Source organism: Actinomadura geliboluensis (assembly GCF_043197915.1).
GTDB lineage: Bacteria > Actinomycetota > Actinomycetes > Streptosporangiales > Streptosporangiaceae > Spirillospora > Spirillospora geliboluensis.
This window is the reverse complement of sequence record NZ_JBICUA010000007.1, coordinates 218,875-236,205: the sequence shown is the minus strand read 5'-3', so window position 1 is coordinate 236,205 and position 17,331 is coordinate 218,875. Positions and strand designations below refer to the sequence as shown.

Below are 17,331 nucleotides of genomic sequence, written 5' to 3'. Positions count from 1 at the left end.
CATGGACGATGCCGCGGACCGGGCGCCGGCGGACGGCGCGGACCGGGTCGAGCGGGCGCTCCGCGCCCTGCTGGAGGAGCGGGACCGCCTCCGGCGGGAGAACGACGACCTGAAGGCCGGGCGCGGCGAGCCGATCGCCGTGGTGGCGATGGCGTGCCGCTTCCCCGGCGGCGTGTCGACGCCGGAGGGGCTGTGGGAGGCGGTCCGCGGCGGCCGGGACCTGGTGGAGGAGTTCCCCCGGGACCGGGGCTGGCGGGACGTGTTCGACGAGGACCCCGGCACGCTCGGCACCTCCAGCACCCGGCACGGGGGCTTCCTCGACGGCGTGGCGGACTTCGACGCCGAATTCTTCGGCATCAGCCCGCGGGAGGCGCTGGCGATGGACCCGCAGCAGCGCCTGCTGCTGGAGGCGTCGTGGGAGGTGTTCGAACGGGCGGGCATCGTCCCCGCCGACGTGCGCGGCACCGACGCCGGCGTCTTCTCCGGGGTGAGCTCCCCCGAGTACGGGCTGCGCTTCCTGGAGGTGGACCAGCACGAACTGGAGGGCCACCTGTCGCTCGGGAGCGCGCTGAGCGTCGCGTCCGGCCGGGTCGCGTACCAGCTCGGGCTGACCGGCCCGGCGATGACCGTGGACACGGCGTGCTCGTCGTCGCTGGTGGCCCTGCATCTGGCGGTGCGGTCGCTGCGGTCCGGGGAGTGCTCGCTCGCGCTGGCGGGCGGGGCGGCGGTGATGACCACCCCCGCCGTGTTCGTGGAGTTCTCCCGGCAGCGCGGCCTGGCGCCCGACGGCCGGTGCAAGGCGTTCGCGGACGCCGCCGACGGGACCGGCTGGTCCGAGGGCGTCGGCGTGCTGCTGCTGGAGCGGCTGTCGGACGCCCACCGCAACGGCCACCCCGTGCTGGCCGTCCTGCGCGGTTCGGCGGTGAACCAGGACGGGGCCAGCAACGGGCTGACCGCGCCCAGCGGCCGTGCCCAGGAGGAAGTGATCCGCAAGGCGCTGGCGGACGCGGGGATCGCGGCGTCCGAGGTGGACCTGGTCGAGGCCCACGGCACCGGGACCGTGCTGGGCGACCCCATCGAGGCCCACGCTCTGCTGATGACGTACGGCCAGGGGCGGGCCGAGGACAGGCCGCTCTGGCTGGGGTCCCTGAAGTCGAACCTTGGCCACGCCCAGGCCGCCGCCGGGGTCGCCGGTGTCATCAAGGCCGTGATGGCTCTGCGCCACGGCTACCTACCGAAGACCCTGCACCTGGACGCGCCCTCGCGGCACGTGGACTGGTCCTGCGGCGCGGTGGAACTGCTGGTGGACGGGCGCGAATGGGAGCGGGGCGACGGTCCGCGTAGAGCCGGGGTGTCGTCGTTCGGGTTCAGCGGCACCAACGCGCACGTGATCCTGGAAGAGGCGCCGCGGACGGGCGCGGCGGCCGAGCCCATCCCGGGCCCTGCCCTCGCCGGCGGGCTGGTGCCGTGGGCGGTGTCGGGAAAGAACCTGGCGGCGCTGGCACGGCAGGCGGCCGCGCTCCGCGATTTCGTCACCTCTCCAGCCGGTGCGCAGGCGGACGCCGCGGACATCGGCTGGTCGCTGGTGTCGAGCCGGTCGGCGTTCGCCCACCGCGCGGTCGTGCTGGGCCGCGATCGCGACGAGCTGCTGAGCGGCCTCGCCTCGCTGAGCGAGGGCGCGGAGCCCGCCGGGGTGGTGCGCGGTGTCGCCGGGGAACTCGGGGGAGTCGTCTTCATGTTCCCGGGCCAGGGCTCGCAGTGGGCCGGCATGGGCCGGCGGCTGTACGACGCCTACCCCGTCTTCGCGCACGCCCTCGACGAGTGCGCGGCCGCGCTCGACGAATGGGCCGGCTGGTCGCTGCTCGACGTGATCCGGGGCGAGGCCGGGGCGCCGCCCCTGGAACGGGTGGACGTGGTCCAGCCCGCGCTGTTCTCGGTGATGGTGTCCATGGCCGCTCTGTGGCGGTCATGGGGTGTGGAACCGGCCGCGGTGGTGGGGCACAGCCAAGGCGAGATCGCCGCCGCCCACGTCTGCGGCGCGCTGTCGCTGCGCGACGCCGCCAAGGTGGTCGCGCTCCGCAGCAGGGCGCTGGTGGACCTCGCGGGCCACGGCGGGATGGCGTCGGTCGTGGAGTCCGCGGACGCCGTGGCGGAGCAGCTCGCCCCGTGGAGCGGCCGGCTGGGCATCGCCGCCGTCAACGGGCCCCGCTCGGTGGTGGTGTCCGGAGCGCTGGACGCCCTCGACGAATTCCTTGAGAAGATGAACGCCGAAGGCGTCCGGGCCAGGCGGATATCGGTCGATTACGCCTCCCATTCCCCCGAGGTGGCCCGGGTTCGCGAACAGGTGATCGGGCCGCTTGCTGATGTGCGGCCTCGAACGTCGGAACTGCCTTTCTATTCGACCCGGTACGGTGAGGTCATCGACACCGCCGAGCTGGACGGCGACTACTGGTACACCAACCTCCGTGAAAAGGTGCTCTTCGAATCGTCCGTCCGCAGGCTGGCCGACGACGGTTACCGCGTCTTCATCGAGATGAGCCCGCACCCCGTCCTGACCGTTCCGGTGCAGGAAATGGTCGACGAGGTGGACGGCGCGGTCGTCCTGTCGTCGTCCCGCCGCGACCGCGGGGAGGTCGAGGCCATGGCCGACTCGCTGGCCCAGCTGTACGTGCGGGGCGGAACCGTGGACTGGGCCGCCCTGTTCGGGACGCGCAGGCGGACGGACCTCCCGACCTACGCGTTCCAGAGGCGGCGCTACTGGCTGAACTCCTCGCACACGGCGGTGGCGATGGAGATCCCCGCGGACGCCCCGGCCGAAGAGAACGAGCAGGTCACCCCGCTGCCTGAGAGGGTCGCGGCCCTCCCCGAGGGCGACGCGGAGGCGCTCGTCCTGGACCACGTCCTGGAGAAGATCGCCACCGTCCTCGGGCACGCCCCCGGCGAGAGCGTCGACCCCGACCGGGAGTTCAACGACCTCGGCTTCGACTCGCTGCTGGCGATGGACCTGAGCAGGCGCCTGGCCGCCTCGACGGGGGTCAGGCTGAAGCCGACGCTGGTGCTGCGGCACCCGTCACCGCGGCTGATCGCCGGGCACATCGCGGCCGTGATGCTCGACCGCCGTCCCGCCTGACCCCGCGGTGTCCCGCCGGCGGGACACCGCACGCCCGGCGCCGGCATCGTGTTGACCGGCCGATCCACGTCCGTGAAAGTGGACATGAATTGGTGGGTCGCTCCGGTTCGCGGTCCCATTGTTGGGGAGTTGATGTCCATGCGTTCGTTCGATGCATCGGCTGCGCATAAAGGATTGTGGCTGGCGCAGAAAATGATGCCCGACACGCTCAACCACGCCCTGTCCATGTGGGAGGTGGACGGCGAACTGGACGTCGCCGTCATGGAATCCGCATTCCTGCGCGTGATGGACGAAGCGGAAGTGCTGCGAGTCAACTTCGTCGACAACGGCGACGGCGACCTGCGCATCGTGCCGCGGGGCCTGGGGGAGTGGCGGCCGTTCTTTCTGGACGTCGGCGGCGAGGACGATCCCGACCGGGCGGCGCGCGAGGCGCTGTCCGGCATGCTGGCGCAGCCGTTCGACCTGGAGCGGGACCTGCTGTTCCGGCTGGGCGTGGTCAGGCTCGCGGAGGCCCGCTTCCTGGTGGTCCTCGCCTACCACCACCTCATCTCGGACGGCTACGGCGTGGGCGGCCTGCTGTCGCGGCGCCTCGCCGAGGTGTACACGGCGCTGGCGCGCGGCGCGGAGGTGAGCGAACCGCCCCACCCCTGGGACGCCGAGTCGTACGCGGCCGAGGCGTCGGAGTACCTCGCCTCCCAGCGGTTCACCGACGACATGGAGTTCTGGCGCGACTACCTGAAGGACGCGCCCCCGCCCGCACAGGTGCCGCGCGTCGCCGTGCCGGACCCGTCCGCGGAACCCGGACCGGTGAGCCCCGCCGACCGCTGGTCGGAGCTGGCCGGCGCCCTCGGCATGGTGAGCCGGACGGTGGCCGTCCCCCGCGCCGAGGCGGACGCGTGGGGGGAGGCCGCCGAGTCCATGGGCGTCTGGACGTCGTCGTTGCTGACCGCCGGCGCGGCGGTGTTCCTCCGGCACCGCTGCGACCACCCGGAGTTCCTCCTCTCGGTGGCGATGGGCAACCGGACCGGGGCCGCGGGCAGGACGCCCGGGCTGGCCGTGAACGTGGTGCCGATCCGCGTGCGGGTCCCGCTCACCGCGACCTTCGCCGAGATCGCCGAGGCGGTGCTCGACGAGACGTACGAGGTCTTCGGCCGGGCCGCCTGCCACTACTCCGACATCCAGCGCGCGAGCGGGACCGTCCTCAGCGGCCGCGGCGGCTTCGGCGCCGTCATGAACGTCGTCGACTTCACGGGCGAGCTCCGTTTCGGCGGCAGCCCGGCGCGCTACACCGGCGGCACGAACGGGGTCTTCGACGAGCTGTCGATCAGCGTCTGCACCGACGGGACCGACGGAAGCGACCTGTACTTCCGGCTCGACGCCCCCGCCGGCCTGTACACCGCGGCCGAGCTCCGCCTCATCGGCGCCGACCTCGTCGCGTACGTCCGGGCCGCGGCCGCCGACCCGAAGCTGCCCGTCGGCGCGCTGGACGTGGTGAGCGGCGCCGACCGGGACAGGGTGCCGGCGGCGCCGAACGACACGGACGTCCCGCTGCCCGGCCTGACCGTCCCGGAGCTGTTCGCCCGCCAGGCGGCGCGGACCCCCGACGCCGCTGCGGTGGTGTCCGGGGACGGCGCGCTCTCGTACCGCGAGCTGGACGAGCGGTCGAGCCGCCTGGCCGGGGCGCTGCGCCACCGGGGCGTCGGGCCCGAGACGGTCGTGGCGGTGGCGATGCCCCGCTCGGCGGACCTGGTCATCGCCCTGCTGGGCGTGGCGAAGGCGGGCGGGGCCTACCTGCCCGTCGACCCCGCGTCCCCGGCGGAGCACATCACGTCGGTTCTCGGCGGATCGGCGCAGGTGCTCCTCACGAGCGAGGCGCCGCCCGCCGACCTGGACGTCCCGACGATCCTCTTCGGCGACCTCGACTCGGACACCGCCGGCGGCGGGCAGGCCGTCCGCCCGGACAACCTGCTGGCCGTCACGCACGGTTCGACCGGCGCGGCGGAGGTCGCCCTGACGCACCGGAACCTGGAGCGGTTCGCGATGGACCGCCGGTGGCGGGACGGCGACGCCCGCACTGTGCTGTGGCACGCGCCGCACGCCTTCGACGCGTTCGCCCTCGAAGTCTGGGCGCCGCTCCTCAACGGCGGGCGGGTGATCGTGGCCCCGCCGGGAGAGCTGGACCTCGACGCGCTCGCCGCCGTGCGGGCCGCGCACGAGATCTCGGTGATGTGGTCGCCCGCGGACCTGCTCGCGTCGATCGCCGCGGAGCGCCCCGACGCCCTCGCCGGGATGCGCGAAGCGTGGACGTGCGGCGACCGCGTGTCCGCCGCCGCGATGCGGCGGGTGCGGGACGCGTGCCCAGAGCTGGCGATCGTCCACGGACACGGACCGGGGGAGACGGGCGGCTTCGTCGCGTGCCACCGCCTCCCGGCCGGAGAGCCGTCGCTCGGCATGACGCTGATCGGCCGCCCCATGGACAACACCTCCCTCTACGTCCTGGGGCCGGGCCTTGCGCCCGTCCCCGCCGGCGTGGCCGGAGAACTGTACGCGGCCGGGCCCGGTGTGGCGCGCGGCCTCCACGGCCGGCCGGGGACGACCGCCGAGCGCTTCGTGCCCTGCCCGTTCGGCCCGCCCGGCGCCGTCATGCACCGGACCGGGGACCGGGCGCGGTGGGGCGCCGACGGCCGCCTCGAACACCTGGGCCGGGCCGGCGCCCGCGCGCGGATCCGCGGCGTCCCCGTCGAACCGGCCGAGGTGGAGGCGGTCCTGGCCGACTACCCCGGCCTGGCGAGGGCGGCGGTGGCCGTCCGCGAGGACGGCTCGGGGCAGCGGCGGCTCGTGGCGTACGCGGTCCCGCTGGCCCCGCAGGCCGGCCTCTCCGAGGAGGAGCTGCGCAGGTTCGCCGCGGGACGGCTGCCGGAGCCCCTCATGCCGTCGGCGTTCCTGGTCGTGGACCGCCTCCCGGCGACGGCGGGCGGCTGGGTGGACAGGGCGTCGCTTCCCGAGCCCGCGTCCGGCGAGGGGAAGTACCGCGCACCGCGCAACGCCGTCGAGGAGGCCCTGGCCAGGGCCTTCGCCGAGGCGCTCGGGCTGGAGCGGGTCGGCGTCGACGACGACTTCTTCGACCTCGGCGGCAACTCGCTGCGCGCGATCAGGCTCGCCGCCCTGATCCGGGACGAGCTGAACCAGGAGGTGTCCATCCGCACGCTGTTCGTGGCGCGCACCGTGACCGGGCTGTCCGGCATGTGGCAGGACCTCGCCCGGTCCAGCAGGCCGGCCCTGCGCAGGAGGACGAAGGACGGCGAACTCCTCTGAGCGCCGGAAGGAACGCGGATCCATGGCAGCGGGAGAATTCACCATGAACGGTCGTGACAACGAGCTCTACGACGTGGTCGGCATCGGATTCGGTCCGTCCAACCTGTCGCTCGCCATCGCCATGGAGGAGTACCGGGCGGACGGCGCGCGGGACGGGATGAGGGCCCTCTTCCTCGAACGGCAGCCGTCCTTCGGCTGGCACCGCAGCATGCTGCTGCCCTCGGCGACCATGCAGATCTCCTTCCTCAAGGACCTGGTCACCTTCCGCAACCCGACGTCGAGCTTCAGCTTCATCGCGTACCTGCACGCCTCGGGGCGGCTCCCGCGGTTCGTCAACAACCAGGACTTCTTCCCGACGCGCGAGGAGTTCCACCGGTACCTGGAATGGGCGCAGGCGCGGGTCGCCGACCGCATCGCCTACGGCGCGGAGGTGACGTCGGTCGGGCTGCCGCCGGGCGCCGTCCCGGAGACCTCGGACCGGCTGCGCCTCGAAGTCGCGGACGGCCGCGTCGTCGAGGCGCGGAACGTCGTGATCTCCACCGGCCTGGTCCCGAGCATGCCGGACGGTGCCGTCCGCGACGAGCGGGTGTGGCACAGCTCGGAGTTCCTGGAGAAGTACCGCCGGGCGGACCCCGCGCAACTGCGCCGGGTGGCGGTGGTCGGCGCGGGCCAGAGCGCCGCCGAGATCGCCAGGTTCCTGTACGACGAGCTCCCGCACGCCCAGGTCTGGGCCGTCATCCCGTCCTACGGCTACTCGGTCGCGGACGACACCCCGTTCGCCAACCAGGTCTTCGACCCCGGCGCCGTCGACGACTACTACTACGCCACCGAGCAGACGCGCGAAGCGTTCTGGCGCTACCACCGCAACACCAACTACTCGGTCGTCGACGGCGACGTCATCAGGGACCTGTACCGCAGGGCGTACGAGGACGAGGTCCGCGGGGCCCGGCGCCTGGAGTTCCGCAACCTCACCAGGGTCACCGGCGTGAAGCGGTCCGGCGCCGAGACCCGCGTCTCGCTGCAGACGGGCTCCGACGGCGAGGTGCGCGAGATCGACTTCGACGCGCTCGTCTGCGCGACCGGCTACGACGCGATGGAGCCTGCGCACCTCCTCGGCGACCTCGACCGCCACTGCCTGCGCGACGAGTCCGGCCGCTACCGGGTCGAGCGCGACTACCGCATCGCGACCGACCCCGGGATGCGCTGCGGCATCTACCTCCAGGGCGGCACCGAGCACAGCCACGGCCTGAGCTCGTCGCTGCTGTCGAACATCGCCGTACGGAGCGGGGAGATCGCCGACTCGATCGCCGCCCGGCGGGAGGAAGGGGAGTTCCAGGATGAGGAGTCCGGCAGAAGAGCGGTGGGTACGCCCCTTCCGCGATGACGACGGCTGCGCGACGAAGCTCGTCTGCCTCCCGCACGCCGGCGGCTGGGCGAGCGCGTACCGCACCTGGCCCCGGGGGCTGCCCTCGGACGTCGGCGTCCTCGCCGTCGTGTACCCGGGCCGCGAGGACCGCTGCCGCGAGCCGTTCGCGACCGCGCTGGAGACCCTCGCGGACGACGTCGCCGACGCCCTCGGCGGGCTCTCCGGGCACCGGCTGGTGCTCTTCGGCCACAGCATGGGCGCCTCGGTCGCGCACGAGGTGGCGCTGCGCCTGCACAAGCGCGGGCGCCCGCCCGCGGCCCTGTGCGTGTCCGGCAGGCGCCCGCCCCACGCCCTGGACGGCCGGCGGACGTTCTCCGGCACGGACGAGAAGATCATCAGGGACCTCGGGCGCTTCGACGCGAGCAGCGCCGAGGTCTTCGCCGACCCCGACCTCCGGGAGATGCTGCTCCCCGCCATCCGCGCGGACTACCGGCTGGTCGACGCGTACCCCGGCGGCCACCGGCCCCCGCTCGACTGCCCGGTGTACGCCTACACCGGTGCCGACGATCCCGAAGTGGCCCCGGAGCAGATGCGCGCCTGGGCGGACGTGACGCACGGCGCGTTCCGGCTGCGGGTGCTGCCCGGCGGCCACTTCTACCTGAAGACCGAGGAGTCCGCCCTGCTGGCCGACCTGACCTCGGTGATCGATACGGCGGCCGCCGGGAGGTCGTGACGGCCGCCGCCGAGTCACCCGAACCAGGTGGCCAGCGCGGTCTGGAGGGACGCGGTGTCCGGCGTCCCCTCGGCTGCCCAGGCGACATGACCGTCCGGACGGATGAGGACCGCGGACGGAGCGGCGACCTCACCGGCGCCCGGCACGGGCCAGTGGTCGTCCTCGCTCCGCGCCTCCACGACGTCGACGCGATCGGCCCAGTCCTCCGCCACGGCGGTGTTCCCGCGCAGATCGAGCAGCACCGGACGGGCGTCGTGCAGCAGCTCGTACACCCGGACCGGGCCGTCGGCCGTCTTCAGGTCGGCGTCCGGGACCCGGCGGCCCGCGAGCGGATGGTCGCACTCGACCGGGTACCGGATGTCCAGCCCGGTGAGCATGCCGCACAGGTACCGGTTGACGTCGTCGAACATGATCAGGGACGCGAAGACGTCGCGCAGCGCGTCGGTCTGCGGACCGGGAAGGGCCAGCGCCGACTGCGCCCGCGTGTTGTGCAGGACGGCCTCCCCGACGGGATGGCGCTCGGTGTGGTAGGTGTCCAGCAGGCTCTCCGGCGCCCGTCCCCGCGCCACGGCGCCGAGCTTCCAGCCCAGGTTGACCGCGTCCTGCATGCCGAGGTTCAGCCCCTGCCCGCCGAGCGGGAAGTGGATGTGCGCGGCGTCGCCCGCCAGCAGCACCCGGCCCCGCCGGTACCGGTCGGCCTGCCGCGCGGCGTCGGTGAACCGTGAGATCCAGCGCGGGTTGCGCATGCCGTAGTCCGTGCCCGCGACCCTGAGCAGCGACTCGCGGAGCTGGTCGAACGTCACCGGCCCGCGATCGGCGACCCGCGCGTAGTCGGACGTGATCAGCCGGTACCACCCGGGCTCGAAGGCGATCACCGAGTAGCCGCCGTCCGGCGTGCGCCGCCCCCAGATGTAGTCCTCGGTCAGCTCGGGGAGCTCGACGTCCCCGATCAGCGCGTTCATCGTCGCCGGCGTCCCCGGGAACCCGAAGCCCGCCAGCTTCCGCACCGCGCTGCGCCCCCCGTCGCAGCCGACGAGGTAGCGGCCGCGGACCGTCTCGTCCCCGGCCTGGACCGTCACGCCCTCCGCGTCCTGCTCGACCCCCGTCACCTCGGACGACCACCGCACCCGGACACCGAGCCTCGCGGCCCAGTCCTCCAGCAGCATCTCGATGGTGGACTGCAGGATCATCAGCGGCAGCGGATGCCTGGACTCGAACTCGTCGAAGTTGAGCCAGAGCCCGGAGAAGTGCCCCACCCCCTGGATCTCCCCGAGGGCGAGGAAGGAGTCCAGGACCCCGCGCTGGTCCAGCACCTCCAGGGTCCGCGAGTGCATCCCGCCGGCCCGGGACTCGCCCGTCCGCTCCGCGAGCCGTTCGAGCAGCACCACGTCGGCGCCCGCCAGCCGCAGCTCGCAGGCGAGCATCAAGCCCGTCGGCCCCGCACCCGCGATCACGACGTCCGCGTCCATCCCGGCGTGTCCCACGTCGTCTCCCGTCACTCGCCGCACAGTCCCTTCACGCTCACCGAAGAGAGATCCGCCGACAAGGCGCCGCACGACCGGGAGGGCGCCACCGGCCTACCCCTTGTCCCGCCGGCGAGACAAGCCCTCAGACCGCGGGTGGTCCTGCCCGCGTCCGGGCACGGCTACGGCCGGCGCGGTCCGTTCCGGCTCCCTGGGGCTTTGACGCTTTCGCTGAAATTCCCACGCGCCGGGGCTGTCGCGCCTTAGAAGAAATTCTCAGGGGTGCCACTCACTTGATGGTTTTGAAAACTTCGTCACTGCAGGTTTAAACCCGCTTTGGGGTGGCCGTTGGATGGGTCCTGGGAACGGGCCTCAAAACGGGGCCTTGACAGACGATCATGGCAGGGTGATGATCAACTTACCCCCGATCCCCTGAAGGGAGCCCGAATGCAAAAGGTGGGCAATCGAGTCATGTCCATGGCGGCCGCGGTCATCACGGCGGCTGTGGCGCCTGTCGTGGTCGCCATTCCGAGCGCGTCGGCGAGCGAGACGGATGTCCGGCCCATGGCCTCCTGCTCGGACTGGACACCGCACATCCGGCGGGTCATCGTCGGCTCGGCGGCCGTGCACACCAGCTATTCGGGGTCGTCCCCGGTGATAGCCAAGTGGAAATCCAAGACGCTTTTCCGCGTCGACAAGCGATGCGTGAACGACGCCGGCAACCTGTGGTGGCACTCGGACTGCTGCACCGGCGTCAAGGGCTGGATCTGGAACGACTACACAGAGTTCGCCCACTACAACTAGCGGAGCTCGCCCGGCGATCCGCAGGGCTTCCCGCCCCCCAGTTCCCAGCCCCCGGCGAGTCGATCACCCTTTCGCGCGAATCCGGCGGACATGGCGTCTGACCCTTCGCGCGAAAGGGCACTTCGGCTTTCTGTACATGGACGATGCGGTGGGGGATCGCTTGTCTTCTGCGAAGTTGATGCCCATTGAATATGGGCAAAGTTGTCGGATGTGCGAGTTGCTTTCCGAATTTGGTTGCTGGACTCACTGGTGACTGTGCGGCGCTCGGTGCCGGACCGGCCTCGCCGTGGCGTCACTCTCCTGTGTTGATTATCGAGTTCTGCTGACTACGCGTCTAGCAAGCCCCGCTGCATGCCTTCAGTGCCACACCCGCCCCCTCGCAATCGAAGTGTTCTTCGAGGGGGACTTTTGGCGTGTCGTCGCCTCATTCCCTGGCACTGATCTCGCCGTCTTCGACATGGCCCCGGCTTGCGCGTTGAAGGGCTGTTCCTCTCCGTGGATGCGCAGGTTCCCGTGCGGCCGCTCTGAGCGGCATCGGGGGTGAACCTGGCCCGCCTGCTGCGCGGCCACCTCGCGTGGGCCCGCTGAGTCCTCGCCGGAGTCTCCGGTGACCATGCGCGTCCCAACGCGGCCTTGAAGACGCCGGGCAGCCCCACCCCGTAGGCCGGGCGCCGGGCGACGGGGGCCAGGACACCCTGACCTGCACCCCGCTCACACGACCTTCGTTCTGATAGTTGACATTTGATATGAGATATCGGCAAGCTTCGGGTCCGTGAGGGGTGGAGTGATACATGAGTGATTCGAGCCAGCGGGGCCGCGGGGAGCGCGTGCCCGTCGACGGGCTGCGGCGCACGGTCGGCGCGGTCTTCCGCGCCGTCGGGTTCAGCGAGGCCGCGTCGTCGACGGTGGCCGAGGCCCTGGTCGACGCCGACATGCGCGGCGTGGCCTCGCACGGGAGCATGCTCGTCCCGATGTACGTCGACCGCGTGCGGGCCGGTTCCGTCAGCCGCAGGGAGCGGGCCGAGGTCGTCGTGGATCTCGGCGCGATGGCCGTCCTGGACGCGGGGCACGCGCTCGGCCAGCTCACGGGGGACCAGGCGATGGGCATCGCCGTCGCCAAGGCGAAGAGCTTCGGCGTCGGGGTGGTGGCGGTCCGCAACGCCTTCCACTTCGGGGGCGCGTTCCGCTACGTCGAGGCGGCGGCGCGGGAAGGCTGCGTCGGGCTGGCCGCGGCGAACACCCGGCCGCTGATGCCCGCCGTCGGCGGGGCGGCTCCCGTGGTCGGCAACAACCCGCTCGCCGTCGGCGTGCCGATGCCCGACGGGCCTCCCGTCGTGCTCGACATGGCGCTGTCCGAGGCGGCGCTCGGCAAGATCCGCATCGCGGCGGCGGAGGGCCGGGAGATCCCGTCCACCTGGGCCTCGGACGCGGACGGCCGGCCCACCACCGACCCCCGCGCGGCCCTGGGCGGCATGCTGCTGCCCGCCGCCGGGCACAAGGGCTTCGCGCTGGCGCTGGTCGTCGACGTCCTCACCGGCGTGCTGTCCGGCGGAGGGTTCGGCCAGGCCGTGCAGGGGCTCTACAGCGACGTCACCGTCCCCAACAACTGCGCCCACTTCTTCCTGGCCGTGGACGTGGCGGCGTTCGGCGATCCGGCGGACTTCGCGGAGCGGATGAGCCGGCTGGCCGCCGAGGTCACCGGCTCTCCCACCGCGCCCGGCGTGGAGCGGCTGTACCTGCCCGGCCAGATCGAGGCGGAGAACCACCGGGCCGCGCTCGCCGGCGGCGTCCGGGTCGAGGGCAGCGTCCTGGAGGCGCTGCGCCGCACCGCGGACGAGGTCGGCGCCGTCCTGCCCGACTCGCTGGCCCTGGCCGGAGCCGGCGGCGACGTGCCGGCCCGCGCGACGGGAGGCACCACGGCATGAAGGCCAGCTTCGATGCGACCGGGCAGGTCGTCATCGTCACCGGAGGCGCCAACGGGATCGGCGCGGCCCTCGCGCGCGGCGTCGGCGCCGCCGGCGGGACCGCCGTGGTCTTCGACATCGCGCACGCGGCCGACCTGGACGCGGCGCCCGGGGTCGAGCAGGTCGCCGTCGACGTGGCCGACCGCGACGCGGTCTTCGCGGCCGTCGAGCAGACCCTCGCCCGGCACGGCCGCGTCGACGGCCTCGTGGCGGGCGCGGCCGTCCAGCCCCGCGCCGCGGTGGCCGGCATGGCGGCCGACGAGTGGCGCCGGGTCCTCGGCGTGAACCTCGACGGCGTCGTCTGGTGCTGCCAGGCGGTGCTGCCCTCGATGACCGAGCGCCGGTCCGGGTCGATCGTGGTCTTCAGCTCCGGCCTGGCGCACATGGGACGGGCCGAGGCGTCCGCCTACGCCGCCAGCAAGGGCGCGCTGGTCTCCTTCGCCAAGTCGCTGGCCGCCGAGGTGGCCGAGCACCGGATCCGGGTGAACGTCCTCGCGCCCGGCGTCATCGACACCCCGCAGTTCCAGGCCGCCAACCCGGCGGGCGGCGAGCGGGAGCACTGGGCGCGCACCACGGGGATCGGCACCCCCGAGGACGTCGTCGGCCCCCTGCTCTTCCTGCTGTCCGACGCGGCGACCATGACCGGCTCGCAGCTCACCCGCGACCGCGCCTACCCGAAGGAGTGACCTCCCCATGACCGAGACGACGACGCCCGAGGGGGAGATCCTCCCCGTCGCGGTCGTGGGCGCCGGGCCCATCGGCCTGATCACCGCCCTCGGGCTGACGCGCTACGGCGTTCCGGTGGCCGTGTTCGAGGAGGACGACCGGCTCTCGCTGGACACCAAGGCGGGCACCGTCCTCACCCGGACCCTGGAGGTCCTGCACCGGTACGGCGCGCTGCCGGAGGTGCTGCGCGCCTCGCTGCGGATCGACGAGATCGGCGAGATCGACCGGGTCACCAACGAGCCGACGCTGAGCGTCCGCACGGGCGAGCTCACCGAGGACACCCGGTTCCCCTTCGTCATCAACATCCCGCAGCACCACCTCGAACCGGTGCTGCGCGACAGCTTCACCGGACGCGAGCACGGCTCCCTGCACATGGGGCACCGGCTGACCGCGTTCAAGCAGCACGACGACCACGTCGAGCTGACGTTCGACACCGCGGAGGGCGAGCGGCACGTCAAGGCCCGCTACCTGCTGGCCTGCGACGGCGGACGCTCGCAGGTGCGCGAGCAGCTCGGCATCACGGTGGAGGGGCGCACGCTCGACGAGCGCTACATGCTCGTCGACCTCAAGGCGGACCTGGACGTCGCCAACCCGCGCGACTACCCCTACCTCGCCTACTTCTCCGACCCGTCGGAGTGGATGATCCTCGTCCGCCAGCCGCACTGCTGGCGCTTCCTCTACCCGCTGGCCAAGGGGGCGGGGGAGCCGACGCATGAGGAGCTGCGCGACAAGGCGCTGCGGTTCATCGGCGAGGTCGAGGGCATCGAGGTGCTCGGCACGAACGTCTACACGGTCCACCACCGGGTGGCGGAGCAGTGGCGCGACGGTCGCGTGTTCCTGATGGGCGACGCCGCGCACCTGATCACGCCGATGTGGGCGCTCGGCCTGAACACCGGGGTGCTGGACGCCTCCAACCTGCCGTGGCGGCTCGCCTGGGTGCTGCGCGGCTGGGCCGACGACTCGCTGCTCGGCGGGTACGAGGTAGAGCAGGCGCCGGTCGCGGTCAAGGGCTCGGGCCAGATGGCCGAGGCCGCCCGCTCCTACATGAGCCGGCAGGGCCGGGCCGTCGACGCGATGACCGACGGGAACTGGGGCAACGCGTTCACCCGCGGCCTGCTGGGCGTCCGGCTCGACGTCGACGACACCGGCGACTGGTCGATGGTGCGGACGGGTTCGGCGCCGCCGCCGGTGCGCACCGGCGACCGCGCGCCCGACCTGCCGCTGTTCGGCCCGGAGGGCCCCGTCCACCTGCACGACCTGGCCGCCGAGTCCTTCGTGGCGCTGTACTTCACCGACACCAGGCGGCGGCCGCGGATCCCCACCGAGACGGGCCCGGCGCTGCGCCGCTTCGCGGTGTCCCGCTGGGACGCGCCGCACGACTCGGGGCTGCGCGACCTGGCCCTGTTCGACCCCGGCGACCGGGTGCGCCGCCGGTTCGGCGTGGACGGCGACACCGTCGTGCTGATCCGGCCGGACGCCCATGTCGCCGCGATCCTTCCGTTCGACCCCGCCGCGGACGAGGACCCGGCGGCGGCCGTCTACCAGCGCATCTGCGGACGCGCTCCGATCACCGCACAGGAGTAGGGCATGACCGATGGCAAGACCGCGACCGGACCCGACGGGCGCCCCGTGGAGCTCGGCCCCGTCGGCCAGGAGATCGTGTTCGAGAACGAGCAGATCCGGGTCTGGGAGATCGAGCTGGAGCCGGGCGACGCGCAGCCCTGGCACCACCACCAGAACCCGTACGTGGTGATCGCGCTGGAGGCGGCCGACAACCGCATCGACTCGATCAAGGGCGGCGACCCGCGCCTGGTGCACGAGCCGGTCGGCGGCGTCGTCTACCGCGAGCCCGGCGAGATCCACATGCTCACCAACCGGGGCGAGAGCCGCTACCGCTGCCGTCTCGTCGAACTCAAGTGCCTGGGAGAGAACCTTGTCTAAGCAGCCGTGCCCTCCGGGCGTCCCCGAGGAGGAGTGGGAGAACAACCTCTCCGAGCCCGCCGCCTACAGCGGTGAGGCTCCGGACCGCTCGCGCGAGCAGGACGTGGCGGGTCCCGGAGGCGAGGCCATGGGCCGGTTCAGGGAGATCCTCCTCAACACCGGCGACCTCGACTGGATCGACAAGACCCTCGCCGGCCTGTCGCAGAAGATGCTGTGGCGCGACGACGAGACGGGGGCGTCGATCGCCCTGGTCCGCTTCAAGAAGGGCGCGGGCATCCCGTCCCGGCACTCGCACGCCTCGAACCAGTTCATGTTCTGCCTGCAGGGCCGCTACACCTACGTGCCGACCGGGCTGACCCTCACGTCCGGGTCCTTCTACTGGAACCCCAAGGGCAGCCTGCACGGGCCCACGCTCGCCGAAGAGGACACCGTCCTGCTCGAGGTCTACGACGGCCCCCACTACCCGACCCAGCCCGACTGGTACGACAGCGCGGCCGACGCCCGCTGACGTCCGAGGCTGATCCGACCCCCGGCGGCGGCACCGCCCGCCGCTCACCCGACATCAGAGGAGGGCCCATGCCCAAGCAAGAGATCAGGACCGCCGAGCTGGCTCCGCCCAACGGCCACTTCGCGCAGGCGACCATGGCCGAGGCCCGCGGCCGCCTGGTCTTCATCTCCGGGATGACCGCCCGCAACAAGGACGGCGGCGTCACCGGCGTGGGCGACGTCTCCGCCCAGACGCACCAGGTGTGCCAGAACCTCAAGGCCGCGGTCGAGGCCGCCGGAGGCACCCTCGACGACATCGCCCGGGTCGACGTCTACGTCCGCAACATGGAGGACTTCGCCGCGATCCACGAGGTCCGCCGGCAGTACTTCACCGGGGTGTCGCCCGCGTCGACGCTGGTCGAGGTGGCGAAGTTCGTCAACAAGGACTACCTCATCGAGATCAACGCGATCGCCGTGGTCGCCGACGGGGACGGCTGACATGCGGCTGGCCGCGATCCGCTTCGAGGGCGGGATCCGCACCGCCGTCGTGGAGGGCGACCACGCCGCGGTGCTGCCCGCCACGGCGCCCACCCCCGACGACGTCGTGCGCGGCGGCGCCGAGGCCCGCGAGGCCGTCTCCGCCGCGGCGCAGGTCGCGCCGCGGACGCCGCTGGACGGCCTGGACCTGCTCGCGCCGCTGCGCAGGTTCAACCGCGACGTGCTCTGCACCGGGTGGAACTACTGGGACCACTTCGAGGAGTCCAAGGGGAAGCGGGAGGGGCAGGACCCCAAGGAGCGCCCGTCCCACCCGACCTTCTTCACCAAGGGGCCCGACACGGTGATCGGCCCGCGCGACGCCATCGCGTGGGACCCGGACCTGTCCCAGAAGTGGGACTACGAGGCGGAGGTGGCGCTGGTCATCGGCCGCGACGGCAGGTCGATCCCGGAGGAGCGGGCGCTCGACCACGTGGCGGGCTACCTCGTCGCCAACGACGTCTCGCAGCGCGACCTGCAGCGGGCGCACGGCGGCCAGTGGCTGAAGGGCAAGAGCATCGACCGCACGATGCCGCTCGGGCCGTGGCTCACCACCGCCGACGAGGTCCCGGACCCGCATGACCTGGCGATCACCTTCGACCTGAACGGCAGGCGGCTGCAGCAGGCGAGCACGGCGCAGACCGCGTTCTCCTTCGCCCGCATCATCGCCGAACTCAGCTGGGGGATGACGCTGCGCGCCGGGGACGTCGTGCTGACCGGCACGCCCAGCGGCATCGGCAACGCGCGCGAGCCGCAGATCTTCCTCGCCGAGGGCGACGAGCTGGTCACCCGCGTCGAGGGGCTCGGGGAGCTGCGCAACCGCGTGGCCCGCGCGTCCCTCACGTCCTGACCGTCCCGGCACCACCCAG

At 72.7% G+C, this 17,331-nt stretch carries 13 protein-coding genes; 12 read left to right on the top strand and 1 reads right to left on the bottom strand.

Annotated elements, in window-relative coordinates:
* Position 1 precedes the first annotated feature (1 nt).
* The 4 genes from ACGFI1_RS23680 to ACGFI1_RS23665 all read left to right on the top strand — a co-directional run bounded on the left by ACGFI1_RS23680 (position 2) and on the right by ACGFI1_RS23665 (position 8,544).
* Positions 2 to 3,130: a type I polyketide synthase gene (locus ACGFI1_RS23680; protein WP_392787894.1), complete on the top strand. Its 3,129-nt coding sequence runs from the start codon at positions 2 to 4 to the stop codon at positions 3,128 to 3,130.
* 84 nt (positions 3,131 to 3,214) lie between these two features.
* Positions 3,215 to 6,445, top strand: a complete 3,231-nt coding sequence (locus ACGFI1_RS23675) for a non-ribosomal peptide synthetase (RefSeq protein WP_392787891.1) — start codon at positions 3,215 to 3,217, stop codon at positions 6,443 to 6,445.
* Between the two features lie 43 nt (positions 6,446 to 6,488).
* Positions 6,489 to 7,829, top strand: a complete 1,341-nt coding sequence (locus tag ACGFI1_RS23670; RefSeq protein WP_392787888.1) for a lysine N(6)-hydroxylase/L-ornithine N(5)-oxygenase family protein — start codon at positions 6,489 to 6,491, stop codon at positions 7,827 to 7,829.
* Complete coding sequence (locus tag ACGFI1_RS23665) at positions 7,783 to 8,544, top strand: thioesterase II family protein (protein WP_392787886.1); 762 nt, start codon at positions 7,783 to 7,785, stop codon at positions 8,542 to 8,544. The genes ACGFI1_RS23670 and ACGFI1_RS23665 overlap by 47 nt, the downstream gene beginning before the upstream one ends.
* 14 nt (positions 8,545 to 8,558) lie before the next feature.
* Here ACGFI1_RS23665 and ACGFI1_RS23660 read toward each other — a convergent pair whose 3' ends face one another.
* Positions 8,559 to 10,043 (bottom strand): FAD-dependent monooxygenase, encoded by a 1,485-nt coding sequence (locus tag ACGFI1_RS23660; RefSeq protein ID WP_392787883.1) that lies wholly within the window; start codon positions 10,041 to 10,043, stop codon positions 8,559 to 8,561.
* A 411-nt stretch (positions 10,044 to 10,454) separates the two neighbouring features.
* On the opposite strand from ACGFI1_RS23660, the gene ACGFI1_RS23655 reads away from it, so the two are divergent.
* The 8 genes from ACGFI1_RS23655 to ACGFI1_RS23620 all read left to right on the top strand — a co-directional run bounded on the left by ACGFI1_RS23655 (position 10,455) and on the right by ACGFI1_RS23620 (position 17,312).
* Positions 10,455 to 10,811 carry a hypothetical protein gene (locus tag ACGFI1_RS23655; protein WP_138635115.1) on the top strand — a complete coding sequence of 119 codons (357 nt, stop codon included), beginning with the start codon at positions 10,455 to 10,457 and terminating at the stop codon, positions 10,809 to 10,811.
* Positions 10,812 to 11,602: 791 nt separating this feature from the next.
* Entirely contained in the window at positions 11,603 to 12,736 is a 1,134-nt protein-coding gene (locus ACGFI1_RS23650; RefSeq protein WP_386873362.1) for an Ldh family oxidoreductase, read from the top strand.
* A complete protein-coding gene (locus ACGFI1_RS23645; protein ID WP_387073468.1) occupies positions 12,733 to 13,461 on the top strand; it encodes an SDR family NAD(P)-dependent oxidoreductase in 729 nt (242 codons plus the stop codon). The genes ACGFI1_RS23650 and ACGFI1_RS23645 overlap by 4 nt, the downstream gene beginning before the upstream one ends.
* A gap of 7 nt (positions 13,462 to 13,468) precedes the next feature.
* Positions 13,469 to 15,085 carry an FAD-dependent monooxygenase gene (locus ACGFI1_RS23640; protein WP_392736151.1) on the top strand — a complete coding sequence of 539 codons (1,617 nt, stop codon included), beginning with the start codon at positions 13,469 to 13,471 and terminating at the stop codon, positions 15,083 to 15,085.
* Between the two features lie 3 nt (positions 15,086 to 15,088).
* Positions 15,089 to 15,442, top strand: a complete 354-nt coding sequence (locus ACGFI1_RS23635; protein ID WP_138635101.1) for a hypothetical protein — start codon at positions 15,089 to 15,091, stop codon at positions 15,440 to 15,442.
* Positions 15,435 to 15,950 (top strand): cupin domain-containing protein, encoded by a 516-nt coding sequence (locus ACGFI1_RS23630; protein WP_387073462.1) that lies wholly within the window; start codon positions 15,435 to 15,437, stop codon positions 15,948 to 15,950. Before ACGFI1_RS23635 ends, ACGFI1_RS23630 begins: the two co-directional genes overlap by 8 nt.
* Before the next feature lie 68 nt (positions 15,951 to 16,018).
* Entirely contained in the window at positions 16,019 to 16,426 is a 408-nt protein-coding gene (locus ACGFI1_RS23625) for a RidA family protein (protein WP_138635098.1), read from the top strand.
* Between the two features lies 1 nt (position 16,427).
* Positions 16,428 to 17,312 carry a fumarylacetoacetate hydrolase family protein gene (locus ACGFI1_RS23620; RefSeq protein ID WP_387073460.1) on the top strand — a complete coding sequence of 295 codons (885 nt, stop codon included), beginning with the start codon at positions 16,428 to 16,430 and terminating at the stop codon, positions 17,310 to 17,312.
* Positions 17,313 to 17,331 lie beyond the last annotated feature (19 nt).

Bases quoted from the DNA above. Each gene is read 5' to 3' on its own strand.
- ACGFI1_RS23680 (WP_392787894.1), top strand. From the start codon at position 2: ATGGACGATGCCGCGGACCGGGCGCCGGCGGACGGCGCGGACCGGGTC.
- ACGFI1_RS23675 (WP_392787891.1), top strand. From the start codon at position 3,215: ATGAATTGGTGGGTCGCTCCGGTTCGCGGTCCCATTGTTGGGGAGTTG.
- ACGFI1_RS23670 (WP_392787888.1), top strand. From the start codon at position 6,489: ATGAACGGTCGTGACAACGAGCTCTACGACGTGGTCGGCATCGGATTC.
- ACGFI1_RS23665 (WP_392787886.1), top strand. From the start codon at position 7,783: ATGAGGAGTCCGGCAGAAGAGCGGTGGGTACGCCCCTTCCGCGATGAC.
- ACGFI1_RS23655 (WP_138635115.1), top strand. From the start codon at position 10,455: ATGCAAAAGGTGGGCAATCGAGTCATGTCCATGGCGGCCGCGGTCATC.
- ACGFI1_RS23650 (WP_386873362.1), top strand. From the start codon at position 11,603: ATGAGTGATTCGAGCCAGCGGGGCCGCGGGGAGCGCGTGCCCGTCGAC.
- ACGFI1_RS23645 (WP_387073468.1), top strand. From the start codon at position 12,733: ATGAAGGCCAGCTTCGATGCGACCGGGCAGGTCGTCATCGTCACCGGA.
- ACGFI1_RS23640 (WP_392736151.1), top strand. From the start codon at position 13,469: ATGACCGAGACGACGACGCCCGAGGGGGAGATCCTCCCCGTCGCGGTC.
- ACGFI1_RS23635 (WP_138635101.1), top strand. From the start codon at position 15,089: ATGACCGATGGCAAGACCGCGACCGGACCCGACGGGCGCCCCGTGGAG.
- ACGFI1_RS23625 (WP_138635098.1), top strand. From the start codon at position 16,019: ATGCCCAAGCAAGAGATCAGGACCGCCGAGCTGGCTCCGCCCAACGGC.
- ACGFI1_RS23620 (WP_387073460.1), top strand. From the start codon at position 16,428: ATGCGGCTGGCCGCGATCCGCTTCGAGGGCGGGATCCGCACCGCCGTC.